Origin of the sequence: Tropicibacter sp. Alg240-R139 (assembly GCF_900537075.1) — a bacterium.
In the GTDB taxonomy this organism is placed as follows: Bacteria; Pseudomonadota; Alphaproteobacteria; order Rhodobacterales; family Rhodobacteraceae; genus Falsiruegeria.
The window spans coordinates 869,595-883,446 of the sequence record NZ_UNRA01000002.1 but is presented as its reverse complement, the minus strand read 5'-3'; the positions used below and the strand labels follow the sequence as shown (position 1 = coordinate 883,446).

Genomic DNA, 13,852 nt, shown 5'->3' with positions numbered 1-13,852 from the left:
TTTTCCACCAAACAATCCTGCACGATCTGTTTTTTGTGGAGCTTCGCTTTGGGGTTTTCGTTTGATATTATTCGTCACGTCAATTGCACTTCACAATAAATTTCTTCATCAAAATAATTCCGGCAGCACGCCAAGCCTGACCCAATAGCAATTCTCCGATCTCGCGCAGCGCTATCAATTGTCATTTTGGGCACATAAAAATCGTTGCTCAGAACCGACCCTCCCTTTTAATTGTCCATTAAGACATTAAACTTCCTATTTGTCACATTTGACACTTTCTTCGCGGATTGCCGTCAAACTTCACGCCGCTCATAAACTGTCAAAACTGCCACCTTAAAATACACAGCGGCCCAGACTGAAAACACGTTCCCCGGCTCAACCAGGTTAATATTATGATAGCATTTATATCTCTCAGGCCGATTTTTTTCAACACTGGAGGCTGGTCACTGCCAATCTTCAACCCTGCGACTTCCAAACTCTCCACCATTCCCCCATGAGTAGAGTGAACGCTAGACTCGGTGGGCGAAGTTCAACCACATGAAAAAGCCCCCCCGCACCCATGCCCGATTGATGGCTGCCCCGATTGGGACTTTTGAGGAAAGCGTTTTGTAAACTGTTTGGTTTTTGTATGCTGCCTGCATTGACGCCGCCACAGGCTCCACCCACCCGGTGGTCCATTTTTGATGAGATTGCTATGCCCCAATTGACCCGATACTTTCACATTCTTTGGATCATCCTCTTAGGCGTTCTCGTTGTTTGGGCAGTGGCAGCTAGCGCAGATACAGCTGAAGACCTGGCCCTCGAAGCGTCGGAAGAAATCTGTTTGGTTGGCCTGAACACCCCACCTGTTGAAGGTGCGAGACAACTGGCAACCTTTGACGAACGCGCGGTAAACCGACCTCACATGCGCTCGCGCGACTGGGAAACGCCGGATGGGTTTCTGTTGCGCGTCAGCGAATTTGCCCCGCCTGAGCGACCCCCGCTGTTTTTTGCCGCCGTCTACGGCAAGCCCCCTCACCGCGCCGCGATCATCCGACTGGTCAGAGATTCGAAGTGTCACCTGCGCGGCGGTGAACGGGTCGAAACTGCGCAATCGGACGCCGCACCTGCCCCGCAACGTCTCGCTCGATTGAATGATGCTTTGGAACATCGCGAGCGGCCCATACCGCTGAACCCGAAGCTGCCGAAAACAATCCGCGACAATCACAGGTGCCTACCTGTTGCTTTGATCGACAACGGGGTGAACTATTTGATACCCGCGATCGCCGATCGTCTTGCTGCACATGACAGCGGTCAATTGGTTGGATTCGACTTTTGGGAGAATGACCCTTGGCCTTTTGATTTTGGAGTGCCGGACGGGGATTTGGACCCGCGTGTGTCAGCCTTTGAGCCGATCAGCCACGGCACCTCAGTTGCCAGTGTCTTTCTGAACGACGCAGCAGACGCGATTTGCCTGGCCCCGTTCCGATACGCGCCCCACAAACGCAACCAGCGTATCGGCCAAGTCATTGATCAAATATCGGCCTCAGGAGTACGGGTCATTTTTATGTCGACTGGCCGCTCGCGCCCCTGGCCCGAATATCAGGCGAGCATTGCCAAACACCCCCAGATATTGTTCATCTCGGCCGCCGGAAACGAGGGGGTGGATCTGACACAACAGCCACTGTTCCCGATGGCCTACACGATGGACAACCATCTGGTTGTGGCGGCTGCCAACAACGACGGCACCTTGTGGGGGCGCACAAACACCGGTGCTGACGTGGTCGAAGTCGCAGTCCCCGCAATCGAGGTGGCGGGCGTGACGTTTTCCGGAAAGCCCAAACTTCTGACCGGCACCAGCTTCGCTGCTCCCCGCGTCGCTGCCTTGGCGGGGCAGCTTGCTCTGACCGCGCCAGACGCAGATGGGGCCGGCCTGAAGCAGCTCATTTTGTCTGGAATTAGCGAACTGGGCCAGACCAGGGACGGAATCAACACGATCAGCCTGGATGGCCTCCAAGCGCTTCTGGATCGCTCCAGACCGCCGTCGGATTAATCCCAGGGTAATTCCAGCGCGTCGATCATCGGGCCCAAATGCGCTTCGTAGGTGCGCCATTGTTCGGAACTGCCCTTATAAATCGGCTTACGCACTTGCAGGGCCGATGCTGTACGCACCGTACGCCCTGCCGAATGGAACGACAGGAATGACTCATCCCATTCCAGCCCCAAACCTGTGATCAACGGCTGCAGGATACCTTCTGGATCTTCGGTCAGCGCTTCGTAGTTCACCGTGTGCACACGGCCCGGAAACCGACGGTTCCAGAATTGCATCAATTGCTCGTAATCACGCAGATATTTGCCCAAAGTCGGCAAATCATACGCCCAGCTCATCAGCGGGCTGTCAAAGATACGGCGATAGATCGACCAGCCTACCGCCCTGGGATCGCGACGTAGATGAATGACCTGTGCCTCGGGCATTGCACATAGAATATGCCCGACCCAGAAATTGTTCGCCGATTGCTTGTCGATCACGATGGGCTTGCCACCTGATGCATCTGCAAGCCTTCCCAGGTAACCTTGCCGAATATTGCGGAACATGGCCATGTCCGGCGGTCGCACCTGCGCGCGGGCCTCAAACGCAGATTGCACCAGAAACCCCAATTCACCCCCTGCATGAACTTGATCCGAACAGGTCAGGATCTGCTCCATCATCGACGTCCCTGACCGAGGCGGCGCGACGACAAAAATTGGGCGCGGGTTAGCGGTCTCGCTCACTTTCAGCGGTTGTTGAGGTGTGGAAAAAGACGAGCGCAGCAACACCCCCATCTTGCGTTCATGGTCTGGGTCATAGGGTTTCTGCTCGAAATACCCTTGGTTCCCCCGCTCGAAATACTTGAACGCCTGATCATAGTCCTGGGCATCATCCAACGCCTTGCCAATCGCAAACGCCAAATGCACCCGATCTTGCTGTGTGATCGAAGGGTCTTCGATCAATTTTTGCATCTGTCCTATGTGGGGGTCACCGGGCTGGTACTTTTTTACGTTGGTCAGGTTGCGGTGAACGTTGGCGTGTCTCGGGTTCTGCTCCAGGATTTCGGCATACCGCGCCGCCGCGGCATCACGATCCCCGCTGTAGGTTGCAAAATGCCCCATCGAAGCCGCAGCCTCGAGGTTATCGGGCTCAAGTTCCAACGCGCGTTTCACCATTTCCTGCGCCCGTTCGACCTGCCCGGCAGCATCCAAGGACTTACTGTACGCCACCAGCAGCCGCGCTGTTTCACCCTCAATCTCCAGGGCCTTACGGAACAGCTTGCTCGCTTCGACGTGATCGCCCACTTCTCCAAGAGTGTTGGCCATGTTGACCACGCTCGGCAAAAATCGTGGGTCGATCCGCATGGCTTTGCTAAACGCGACCCGGGCCCCGTCGAAATCACCGATCTTACGCGCCACGATGCCATAGACATCCTGTGCAATGGGACTGTTGGGAAACCCAGCGACCAGCTTTTTTGCGCCGATACGTGCCTGGCCCGTGTCGCCCGCGCGCAGTTGACCCAGAACCCGTTCAACATCGGCGCGTGGTGGCGCATTGGCAGGTTTCTGCTTCGATTGAAGGCTGCGTTTCCGGTTCGGAGAAGGTTTCATGAAAACATCACTTTATCTAGAGCGGGAGCACGCAATATCGTGCTCAAAAAAATCTGACTGCACCCGGCGGCGGGGTGCATTGAAACGAAAACATATGTTGATTCAAAAGGAACATGTCGCACCGAGACATTGTCGGCAAATTCCCAACTCCCGTCAACATTTCGCGTAAAGAGAGACCAGTGGGTGAACATTGCGGGACCGTATCCGAGAGGCCGCGTCAGTTGATCCAGAGTTGTCGCCTATCTTCGTCCCATTGAAAGAAGCACCGAAGTGGTTTGGCGTTTCCCGACACACCATCTATCGGCAAAGGAAGAAGGGTAAGATCAAAATCTACAAGGCCGGAGGCAGGTCCGTTCTAAAGGTGTCTGAGGTCCAAAGATGGATCGAAGACTCTTATGATGCCGGATGAAAAATGCGGGGCTGGAGATGCCAGTCAGCTCAATAATTAATTAATTTCAACACCTTGGGTGTTGACAATGGTGCGGTCGAGAAGACTCGAACTTCCACGGGTGTTACCCCACAGCGACCTCAACGCTGCGCGTCTACCAATTCCGCCACGACCGCACTGTCTAGGCTTGGTGTGGCCGGGGTCTAACGTGAAGCGCTGCTGTTGTGAAGAGGAAAATCACAGAAAATTTCCAAGGGTGCCGTACTGCCCACCCGAGCAAAGAAATGGCGTTGCATTTCCGATCAATGGATTGTGACCGCGGCGACGCATCCCTTGAATTTCCACGTCAGTCACGCACCTTAGACACAAGTTCATTCAAGGAAAAAGACATGGCCTCAGACGCTACCCGCCCCATCATCCAGATCGACATCGTTTCGGATGTCGTGTGCCCATGGTGCATAGTCGGCTTTCGGCAACTTGATCAGGCGCTGAACCGTACCGGCTTTCTGGCCAACCTCAGGTGGCACCCATTCGAACTGAACCCCCATATGCCACCTGAGGGGCAGAACCTGCGTGAGCATATTACCGAGAAGTATGGCTCCACTGCCGAACAAAGCCAACAGGCCCGCGCCCAACTGACCTCTGTGGGGGCAGAGTTGGGGTTCGCTTTCAACTTCAGCGACGAAAGCCGCATGGTCAACACGTTCAAGGCGCACCAACTGCTGGATTGGGCAGAGGAACAACAACTGCAACACCCGCTCAAGATGGCACTGTTCGAAGCATACTTCACGCAAAGTAGAGACGTCTCGGATACGCAAGTGCTGGTCGACGTGGCCCAATCGATCGGCCTTGACGAAATGACGGCACGACGCGTGCTCGAGAGTGGTGAACGTCAGAGTGACGTGCGTGAAAAGCAGAGTTTTTGGACCAGCCGCGGCGTTTCCGGCGTGCCCTCCATGGTGTTTGGCGGCAAGTATCTGGTGACCGGGGCCCAGGGCGCGGACACCTATGAGCAACTGTTGCGACGGTGCGAGGCCGAGGCAGCCTGACGCCCCTTCCCCTCCCTCGGATTGACACCTATAGAGCACGCCATGGAATGGATCACATCAGACGGGTTGGTCGACTATCAAACGGCCGTGGAGTTCATGGAAAACCGCGCCGCACAGATCGCAGTCGGCACGGCGGACGAATGTATCTGGTTGGTTGAACATCCCCCTCTTTATACCGCAGGCACCTCGGCCAAGCCCGAAGATCTAACGGACCCAGACCGGTTTGAGGTACACACCAGCAAACGTGGCGGGCAATACACCTATCACGGGCCAGGTCAGCGAGTTGTCTATGTGATGTTGGACGTGGGCAAACGGGGACGTGATGTGCGCAAGTTCGTCAAGCAACTCGAAACTTGGGTGATTGCCGCCTTGGCAGAGTTCAACGTGCGCGGTGAAATCCGAGAGGGCCGCGTGGGCGTCTGGGTCGAACGGGATGATAAACCGCTAACGGCAACGGGTGCCAAGACAGAAGACAAAATTGCCGCGATTGGCATCCGCCTGCGCAAATGGGTCAGTTTTCATGGCATTTCGATCAACGTGGAACCCGACCTTGATCATTTCAGTGGCATCGTGCCTTGCGGCATTTCAGAACATGGGGTGACATCACTTGTGGACCTCGGGCTACCCGTGACGATGGATGATGTGGATCTCGCGCTCAGACGGACGTTTGATCAGGTTTTTTCCAGCCAAGCAGCGCTCTAACGTCGATTGGCATCCAAAACACGAGGCCGCGGTGAAAGGTGCAGCCACCCACCGTCCGGCAAAACAGAATAAGCCGCACCACCGTCAGGTGAGATACGCAAGATCGGGTGCGCTTTGATCATCCAGTGCGGCCAGATCGTCGATCGCGGCCAGAATTGCTTCGGGGTTCTCATAGATCAGGAATTGCCCCGCGTCGTCGAACAGACGCAATGACATATTGGCATGATCGTCCACAAACATTTGAGTGGAACATGCGGGAATGACCGGATCCAACGCCCCGTGCAGATGAACAATTGGAGTTGTCGAGTCTTGGATCATCGGCAACCAGTTTCGCACCATTAGATGCCCATCCGAAGTAAACCCAGCTGCGCCCGCCTGTGCCGCAAACCGGTATCCGGCATACATGAGCTCGGCCAGATCCAGTCGGTCGACCACCTGGCGTTCATGACTGCCCGATTTGTACAAAGTGTCCATAAACTTGTGCACCTCGTCACTGTCGACCAAAGCAATGCCAGCGCGCACAAAAAACGGCAACAAAGCAGGCGCAAAACGCGCGGTGTAAGCCATAACACGCTGACGTGGCGCCATTTTCGAGATTTGCTTCATCCGTAAAACTGGCCCACCGCCCGCAACGGCAACCATGCCCGTCACCCGGCCCTGCAGATTGTTACAGGCGACATGCCCGTGCAGCACTCCGGCCATGTGTCCCAGAATTACAGGCTGTTCCAACCCTAGGCAGGCAATCAATTCATTGATATGGGCCACCCCGGCGTTCAGCGCTTCTTCAGGGCTGCTCACCGTTTCAGATTGGCCATAACCGGGGCGCACAGGCGCAATCACGCGATACCCGCGCAGCAGCCCACGGGTTTGCAGATGATAAAGCGGCGCCATTCCGTCTAACATACCGTGCAGATAGATCACCGGCTGACCGTCGGGATCACCACATTGAAACAACTGCATTTGCAGTCCCGTATTCATCGAACGCAGTTCAGAGTGCAGCTCTACCACGCCCGGATGGCTGGCAAAGGTCGGCCCTTCGTTGCCAACCAGAAAAGCCACCAACCGGATCAGGTCCACCTGTCCCGGAGCACCAGTTTTGGCCAGAACCGATTTTGCCTGATTGCGCACGGTGTGCTCAGATCGCCCGGACAGTTTGGCCATGTCTCGCAGGCTACGGCCGGCCATCAGGTTACGCACCACGTCGACCTCAGCCCGGGACAAGCCGAACGATGTCACAAGCAACTGCTCAGCCTCGCCTGTCCAGCGATAATCCAACCCCTCGATCAAAAGGCGCGTATTGCCATTATCACCAACGATCCGCGCGATTAGATGGCGAGGAGTCAGATCCGTGGTCAGGACGCCTGCCTCGGAGCCTGCGCCATTCCCTTGTGCCACACGCCGTAGTTCATCGAGCATGGTCACCGAGCCCGCAGTCAGCCGATCCCTTAGAGCATCAAGCGACGCCAGATCATCCAGCAGCCACCCGCCTCCTTTGCCGCGCGCCACCACTTTGCCGTCAGGCATCGCCAAAATGGCAACCCCCTCTGCCGCAGCAATCCGGTCCTGCAGCGCAGTGCGCGGCACCTTACGACCTATCTGGTTGAGGATGTCATGCGCACGAGTAAAATGCGCCTTCAGCTCAGGATCAATCTCCATTCCGCCTTGGATGTCACGCCCGTCAAGGCGCGAAGCAACCTGCGGCTCGCTCAGAATTTTGGTGATATGCTCCTCCCAAGCCTCCATGAACGCCTCATAGAGCTCGGGGCGCAGCACCGTTTCATAAATGGCTGCGATAACCTGATCGCGGGAAATCTCACCTGCGTGCTTCAAACCTGCCCCTGCGTCTTGCTGACGGATCATTCGACCTGTTGCACCTAAATTAATTGAGTGTGTAAACAATTCCAGCTAAATTTGTTAACCAAAACGCATCTTTGACCCATTTGGGTCATGTCGCGAATCCGCGTCTACGTCATAAAGGGCAGGCCGTTCTGTGAGTGAGTGGTACATTTTAGAAGTTTGACGCAGGCGAACTCTGTTTCGACTTGCGTCTTTTTCTTTTTTGTTCTGCCGCCCCGGATCCCATCTCGGGGCGGCAATTTTTTCGAAATTCAATCCAGGCAGTGTACTTGTCCAGTTGGCGATGAAGACGTCACGCCAGAGCTGACCTGATCTTGTCAGCATGCTGCGCGATCTCGTCGAAATCTCCCATCGTGCCCGGTGCCCGCACTGGAACGCCCTGGTGACGAGGAAGTACATGAAAATGCAGGTGAAACACTTCCTGACCGCCTGCCGCCTCATTGAACTGCTGAATGGTCACCCCATCCGCGTCAAAGGCTGTTTTGACCGCCTGGCTCAGCTTTTGCACCGTCATGATAACTGCCGCCAATTGCTCGGGCGTCGCATCAAGCACATTGCGGCACGGCGTCTTGGGGATCACCAGCAGATGCCCATCGGCCCGCGGCATGATGTCCATGAACGCCACAGTGTCATCGTCTTCGTAAACCCGGTTCGACGGGATATCGTCACGCAGGATCTTGGCGAAAATATTGTCGGGATCGTATGTCATCGGTGACCTCTAATGCTGCGAATGCACCTGTTTGATGCGTTTCAGGCGATCCGAGGTCAACCCGCGAACCAATCTGACGCACGTCTGGGCCCTGCTGAAGTCAGGAACAGGTCGTTTTGGGCTCTTCTGTTCAAAGGGGTGCGGCCATTTATCTTGATCCAGATCAAACTCCGCCATTGAAGGCGGTCCCGCCGCACTCTAAAACCAGCTGGAATCCGCAAAGCACGGAGAGGTCCGGCTGCGCGTGCAGTTTCAACAGGAGGCACCTAAATGGCAGACGCAGCCATTCATGGTCACGAGCATGAAGACGAACGTGGTTTCTTTACCCGCTGGTTCATGTCGACCAACCATAAAGACATCGGGCTTCTATACCTGATCGTCTCGGCCCTGGCAGGCCTGATCTCGGTCACACTGACCGTCTACATGCGACTGGAGCTCATGGAGCCCGGCGTTCAATACATGTGCCTCGAAGGCGCCCGTTTCCTTGCAAGCGACGAAGTTTGTACGCCAAACGGTCACCTGTGGAACGTGATGATCACCTATCACGGCGTCCTGATGATGTTCTTCGTCGTCATTCCGGCGCTGTTTGGTGGTTTTGGCAACTACTTCATGCCGTTGCAGATCGGTGCGCCGGACATGGCGTTCCCGCGGATGAACAACCTGTCGTTCTGGCTCTATGTCGCTGGTACGTCTCTGGGTGTTGCCTCGATGGTCACCCCCGGCGGCAATGACCAGCTCGGCTCGGGCGTTGGTTGGGTTCTCTACCCGCCGCTGTCGACGTCCGAGGGCGGCATGTCTATGGACCTGGCGATCTTTGCGGTTCACGTGTCTGGCGCTTCGTCGATCCTGGGCGCGATCAACATGATCACCACCTTCCTGAACATGCGCGCACCCGGCATGACCCTGTTCAAGGTGCCGCTGTTTTCTTGGTCGATCTTTGTCACTTCGTGGCTGATCCTGCTGTCCCTGCCGGTTCTGGCGGGCGCGATCACCATGTTGCTGATGGACCGCAACTTTGGCTTTGCGTTCTTTGATCCGGCCGGTGGCGGTGACCCGATCCTGTACCAGCACATCCTTTGGTTCTTTGGTCACCCCGAAGTTTACATCGTGATCCTGCCGGGCTTTGGCATCATTTCACACGTGATCGCGACTTTCTCGCGCAAGCCGGTCTTTGGCTACCTGCCAATGGTCTGGGCGATTATCGCGATTGGTGCTCTGGGATTTGTTGTTTGGGCACACCACATGTACACCGTTGGCATGTCGCTAAACCAGCAGGCCTACTTTATGCTGGCCACGATGGTCATTGCGGTGCCCACAGGGGTTAAGGTCTTCAGTTGGATCGCCACCATGTGGGGCGGCTCGATCGAGTTCAAAACGCCCATGCTGTTTGCCTTTGGCTTTCTGTTCCTGTTCACCGTTGGTGGTGTAACTGGGGTGGTTCTGTCCCAGGCTGGCGTGGACCGTGCGTATCATGACACCTACTATGTGGTTGCTCACTTCCACTACGTGATGTCGCTTGGTGCGGTGTTTGCGATCTTTGCCGGTATGTACTTTTACTTTGGCAAGATGACAGGTCGTCAGTATTCTGAATTCTGGGGCAAGATCCACTTCTGGATGTTCTTCATCGGCGCAAACCTGACCTTCTTCCCGCAGCACTTCTTGGGTCGTCAAGGCATGCCCCGTCGTTACATCGACTACCCCGAAGCGTTTGCGTACTGGAACAAGATCTCGTCCTATGGCGCGTTCATCTCGTTCGCTTCGTTCCTGCTGTTCTTTGGTATCGTGTTCTACGCGCTGTTCCGTGGTGCACGCATCACTCAGAACAACTATTGGAACGAATATGCCGACACGCTGGAGTGGACCCTGCCGTCGCCTCCGCCAGAGCATACGTTTGAGATCCTGCCCAAGCAGGAAGACTGGGACAAAGGCCCCGCGCACTGATCCCACCAGACAGACAACGACGAAGCCCCGGCATCGCCCGGGGCTTTTTCTTATGAAACATCCCCATCCGCGCCTTAGTGCCGATGCAAACGAACGACACAGTAAAGAAATTACAAAATATGAATTTGAGTGCACTCCGCTGAGACCTCATTATTAACAAAACGTTAATTGAGGTATTTTCATGTCGATGTCCTGGAGCGTTTTTTCCATGGTGAAAGATACGCGGCCGATGCTTGAACGGTTTGTCGAGCATCACCTATCGGCTGGTGCATCATATGTTCACCTGTTTTTTGATGACCCGAGTGACCCAGAATTCGACCACTTTGCGCGACAACCCGGCGTCATCGCAAAACGCTGTGATGCAGATCATTGGAATTCGGCGCTCGGATGGCGTCCGAAGTTTCAAGAGAAACGCCAACTCGCCAATGGCGCTTTGGCCTACGAAAAATGCCTGACGGATTGGCAAGCCCATGTCGATTCCGACGAATTGCTGTTACCGGGATCCCAACGCCCCTTACATAATCAACTGTCAGATCTCTCCTCAAACTGTCCTGCGGTTTGGTTTGAAACCATCGAGCCCCTCATCGGTCAACAGAACGAAAATGGGCAAACCCCTTTCCGCCGTGCGCTTTTGGGCCTGAACAGGCGCCAGCGTCACCGATTATATGGCGAGGACCTGAAGTTCTTGCGCAGAGGTTTACTCGGTCATTTTCGCGGCAAGTCAATGCTGCGGCAGGGGTTGCACGGATGGAGCCACGGCATCCACCTTCCCGAACGTCCCAAGACGTCAAACTTGCATGTCCAAACAATGACTTCAGCCCGCCTCGCCCATATGCACTGCGAGGATAAACTGGATTGGATCCAGCGCACGATACGCCGTACTGTTCTGGCCGAAAAAGGCATGAACCTAGGCCGCTACGAGTTGCTTCCCCAGCTTCATCAACATCACGAAGATCCTGATCGAATAGCCCCTTCGGAGCTGCTGCTGTCGAACTATTTCGACCGGGTATCCGTTCTGACGGACCGTCTGAAGCGTCGATTGGAACGATTTGGTCTACTAGAGTACCATCTAGCTCCTTCCATGCGGGGCGCTGATCATGCCCTGTCTCACGCGAGCGCCCAGTGCAATTGACGTGGGGGCGAGCCCAGCAGGTATCTGGCACCGACAGATGCACACCTGCCAAAATTTGCCGACCACTTTCCCCTGTGCGCTTTGATTTCAAATCCTAGATACGTCTTATGCCCTACGATTGGACCGACCTAACAGATCAGGCCCAAGAGCTGCGATTGTGGCCACACAACTCTCTGCCCCAGCGCGGCGCCGCGGCCTGGGTGTTAATGATCTTCGGGTTTGCCACAATCCCGTTGATTGCAGTGCTCGGGTCTGTGTTGCTGTGGGGCCTGTTGCCCTTTGTCCTGTTGGCTGTTGGTGGTATGTGGTTGGCGATCGAATTGAACTATCGCCAACGCCGCATCCTTGAGGTGCTGACGCTGTCGGAAACACAGGCACATCTGGTTCGACACAATCCCAAAGGGGCACCGCAAGAATGGGATTGTAATCGGTATTGGGCGCAGATCGAGTTACACCCCGATGGCGGGCCTGTTCCGAACTATGTCACGTTGAAGGGATCCGGGCGTGAAGTTGAAATCGGCGCGTTTTTGTCCGAAGACGAGCGTCTCGCTCTGTACGACGAGTTGTCGGTCAGGCTGCGCCCTTAGGCGTCAACACTGACCGCCGGGTGCGGTGCACAGCTGATTCTTGACCATCGGGCCGACTTTGCCGAAATCCATTTGGCCGGTATAACGGCCCTTGAGTTCACCCATGACCTTGCCCATGTCGCGGATCGACGCCGCGCCAGTCGCCGTGATGGCCTCGGAAATGGCTTTGGTCACTTCGCCATCATTGAGCGCCTTGGGCAGGAATTCCGAAATGATCTCGACCTCCTGCTGTTCCCGCTCGGCCAGGTCCAGGCGCCCGCCCTCTTCATAGGCCCGCGCGCTTTCCTGGCGCTGTTTGGTCATTTTCCCAAGAATGGCAAGGACTTCGGCGTCACCGATACAGCTGGCCTCTTCGCCGCCGACTGTGCGCGCAGCAATATCCTTGTCCTTGATCGCAGCATTGATCAGGCGCAGGGTAGACAACCTTTGAGTTGCCTTGTCCTTCATCGCCTGTTTCAGAGCCGTATTCACGCGAGATCGCAGATCCATTTTTCGGTCCATCCCCATGGAAACACAAGTCCCCGACCATACCGAAAGAAAAACCGTGGCACAACAGCGGAAGAACCGCCTAAGGTATTGAAAAATAACGATAGCCTAAAAATTGATCACTCTTGACCCGCCCTTGACCCAGGGGCGTATCCCTCTTAGGTATGCGCCGGTTTACCCTGCAGGAGAGTCGCGCCATGACCCAGTCCGCCCCGTCCAAGCCCACCGCATGTCTGGCTTTGGCTGATGGAACCATTTTCTATGGGATCGGGTTCGGTGCCGTTGGCCAAACCACTGCCGAGCTGTGTTTCAACACCGCGATGACCGGGTATCAGGAAATCATGACCGATCCGTCTTATGCCGGGCAGATCGTGACCTTTACCTTCCCTCACATCGGCAACGTCGGCGTCACACCCGAAGATGACGAAACCGGCGATCCGGTCGCTGCCGGCATGGTGGTGAAATGGGACCCGACGCTGGCTTCGAACTGGCGTGCAAGCGAAGAGCTCAAGACCTGGCTAGAGCGGCGGAACCGGATCGCTATCGGCGGCATTGACACCCGCCGCCTGACTCGCGCCATCCGTCAACAGGGCGCGCCGCACGTCGCCCTGGCACACGACCCTGAGGGGAAATTTGACATCGAGGCTCTGGTGGCTGCCGCTCGTGGTTTTGCGGGTCTGGAAGGCATGGACCTGGCCAAAGAGGTCACTTGCGCCCAAAGCTATCGCTGGGATGAAATGCGGTGGGCCTGGCCCGACGGCTACCCCAAACAAGACTCGCCGCGTCACAAGGTGGTGGCGCTCGATTACGGTGCCAAGCGCAACATTTTGCGCTGCCTGGCAAGCGCCGGCTGCGACGTGACTGTTCTGCCTGCCACCGCCACTGCTGCCGAGGTGCTGGCCCACAACCCGGATGGCGTGTTCCTGTCAAACGGCCCCGGCGACCCGGCGGCCACCGGCGCATACGCGGTACCGATGATCAAGGAAATTCTGGACACCACCGAGTTGCCTGTATTTGGCATTTGCCTAGGCCATCAGATGTTGGCGCTGGCGCTTGGCGGTCAGACCGTCAAGATGAACCACGGTCACCACGGCGCCAACCATCCCGTAAAGGATTTGGACACCGGCAAGGTCGAGATCACCTCGATGAACCACGGCTTTGCTGTTGACGCGCAAAGCCTGCCTACCGGCATTGTGGAAACGCACAAGTCGCTGTTTGATGGATCGAACTGCGGTATTCGCATGGCGGATCGCCCGGTCTATTCGGTGCAATACCACCCCGAGGCTTCGCCCGGACCTCAGGACAGCTTCTACCTGTTCGAACGGTTCTCGGCGGCGATGGACGAACAAAAAGCCAGCGTTTAAGTTGAACAGATTAACCTTC

The 13,852-nt window shown here is 56.0% G+C and carries 12 protein-coding genes and 1 tRNA gene; 8 read left to right on the top strand and 5 right to left on the bottom strand.

The window, feature by feature from the left end:
- The first annotated feature begins 694 nt into the window (after positions 1-694).
- On the top strand, positions 695-2,032 hold the full coding sequence (locus tag G6R15_RS11930) for a S8 family serine peptidase (protein ID WP_164660059.1): 1,338 nt from the start codon (positions 695-697) through the stop codon (positions 2,030-2,032).
- On the opposite strand, the gene G6R15_RS11925 is transcribed toward G6R15_RS11930, so the two are convergent.
- Positions 2,029-3,618 carry a sulfotransferase gene (locus tag G6R15_RS11925; RefSeq protein WP_164660058.1) on the bottom strand — a complete coding sequence of 530 codons (1,590 nt, stop codon included), beginning with the start codon at positions 3,616-3,618 and terminating at the stop codon, positions 2,029-2,031. The genes G6R15_RS11930 and G6R15_RS11925 overlap by 4 nt on opposite strands.
- A 190-nt stretch (positions 3,619-3,808) precedes the next feature.
- On the opposite strand from G6R15_RS11925, the gene G6R15_RS23110 reads away from it, so the two are divergent.
- Positions 3,809-4,027 (top strand): helix-turn-helix transcriptional regulator, encoded by a 219-nt coding sequence (locus tag G6R15_RS23110; RefSeq protein ID WP_373456011.1) that lies wholly within the window; start codon positions 3,809-3,811, stop codon positions 4,025-4,027.
- A 68-nt stretch (positions 4,028-4,095) separates the two neighbouring features.
- On the opposite strand, the gene G6R15_RS11915 is transcribed toward G6R15_RS23110, so the two are convergent.
- Positions 4,096-4,182: transfer RNA gene (locus G6R15_RS11915), tRNA-Leu, on the bottom strand.
- A 213-nt stretch (positions 4,183-4,395) separates the two neighbouring features.
- On the opposite strand from G6R15_RS11915, the gene G6R15_RS11910 reads away from it, so the two are divergent.
- Positions 4,396-5,055, top strand: a complete 660-nt coding sequence (locus tag G6R15_RS11910; RefSeq protein ID WP_164660056.1) for a DsbA family oxidoreductase — start codon at positions 4,396-4,398, stop codon at positions 5,053-5,055.
- Between the two features lie 42 nt (positions 5,056-5,097).
- The gene (gene lipB, locus G6R15_RS11905) at positions 5,098-5,757 is read left to right on the top strand and encodes a lipoyl(octanoyl) transferase LipB (protein WP_164660055.1); all 660 of its coding nucleotides are present in this window, start codon (positions 5,098-5,100) and stop codon (positions 5,755-5,757) included.
- 84 nt (positions 5,758-5,841) lie between these two features.
- Here the strand turns inward: lipB and G6R15_RS11900 are convergent, their stop codons facing one another.
- A complete protein-coding gene (locus G6R15_RS11900; RefSeq protein WP_164660054.1) occupies positions 5,842-7,617 on the bottom strand; it encodes an alpha/beta hydrolase in 1,776 nt (591 codons plus the stop codon).
- Positions 7,618-7,906: 289 nt separating this feature from the next.
- Positions 7,907-8,323, bottom strand: coding sequence for an HIT family protein (locus G6R15_RS11895; protein WP_164660053.1), 417 nt, complete (start codon positions 8,321-8,323; stop codon positions 7,907-7,909).
- 270 nt (positions 8,324-8,593) lie between these two features.
- Here G6R15_RS11895 and ctaD point away from each other — a divergent pair, with 270 nt between their 5' ends.
- The 3 genes from ctaD (at position 8,594) to G6R15_RS11880 (ending at position 11,983) form a co-directional block, all read left to right on the top strand.
- The gene (ctaD, locus tag G6R15_RS11890; RefSeq protein ID WP_164660052.1) at positions 8,594-10,264 is read left to right on the top strand and encodes a cytochrome c oxidase subunit I; all 1,671 of its coding nucleotides are present in this window, start codon (positions 8,594-8,596) and stop codon (positions 10,262-10,264) included.
- Positions 10,265-10,445: 181 nt separating this feature from the next.
- Positions 10,446-11,396, top strand: coding sequence for a glycosyltransferase family 2 protein (locus tag G6R15_RS11885; protein WP_164660051.1), 951 nt, complete (start codon positions 10,446-10,448; stop codon positions 11,394-11,396).
- A gap of 107 nt (positions 11,397-11,503) precedes the next feature.
- A complete protein-coding gene (locus G6R15_RS11880) occupies positions 11,504-11,983 on the top strand; it encodes a DUF2244 domain-containing protein (RefSeq protein ID WP_164660050.1) in 480 nt (159 codons plus the stop codon).
- A gap of 3 nt (positions 11,984-11,986) precedes the next feature.
- Here the strand turns inward: G6R15_RS11880 and G6R15_RS11875 are convergent, their stop codons facing one another.
- Positions 11,987-12,472 carry a GatB/YqeY domain-containing protein gene (locus G6R15_RS11875; protein ID WP_164660049.1) on the bottom strand — a complete coding sequence of 162 codons (486 nt, stop codon included), beginning with the start codon at positions 12,470-12,472 and terminating at the stop codon, positions 11,987-11,989.
- Positions 12,473-12,666: 194 nt separating this feature from the next.
- Here G6R15_RS11875 and carA point away from each other — a divergent pair, with 194 nt between their 5' ends.
- Positions 12,667-13,833: a glutamine-hydrolyzing carbamoyl-phosphate synthase small subunit gene (carA, locus tag G6R15_RS11870; RefSeq protein WP_164660048.1), complete on the top strand. Its 1,167-nt coding sequence runs from the start codon at positions 12,667-12,669 to the stop codon at positions 13,831-13,833.
- Positions 13,834-13,852 lie beyond the last annotated feature (19 nt).

Coding starts and splice junctions, on each gene's coding strand:
- G6R15_RS11930 (WP_164660059.1), top strand. CDS start 695: ATGCCCCAATTGACCCGATACTTTCACATTCTTTGGATCATCCTCTTA.
- G6R15_RS11925 (WP_164660058.1), bottom strand. CDS start 3,618: ATGAAACCTTCTCCGAACCGGAAACGCAGCCTTCAATCGAAGCAGAAA.
- G6R15_RS11910 (WP_164660056.1), top strand. CDS start 4,396: ATGGCCTCAGACGCTACCCGCCCCATCATCCAGATCGACATCGTTTCG.
- lipB (WP_164660055.1), top strand. CDS start 5,098: ATGGAATGGATCACATCAGACGGGTTGGTCGACTATCAAACGGCCGTG.
- G6R15_RS11900 (WP_164660054.1), bottom strand. CDS start 7,617: ATGATCCGTCAGCAAGACGCAGGGGCAGGTTTGAAGCACGCAGGTGAG.
- G6R15_RS11895 (WP_164660053.1), bottom strand. CDS start 8,323: ATGACATACGATCCCGACAATATTTTCGCCAAGATCCTGCGTGACGAT.
- ctaD (WP_164660052.1), top strand. CDS start 8,594: ATGGCAGACGCAGCCATTCATGGTCACGAGCATGAAGACGAACGTGGT.
- G6R15_RS11885 (WP_164660051.1), top strand. CDS start 10,446: ATGTCGATGTCCTGGAGCGTTTTTTCCATGGTGAAAGATACGCGGCCG.
- G6R15_RS11880 (WP_164660050.1), top strand. CDS start 11,504: ATGCCCTACGATTGGACCGACCTAACAGATCAGGCCCAAGAGCTGCGA.
- G6R15_RS11875 (WP_164660049.1), bottom strand. CDS start 12,472: ATGGATCTGCGATCTCGCGTGAATACGGCTCTGAAACAGGCGATGAAG.
- carA (WP_164660048.1), top strand. CDS start 12,667: ATGACCCAGTCCGCCCCGTCCAAGCCCACCGCATGTCTGGCTTTGGCT.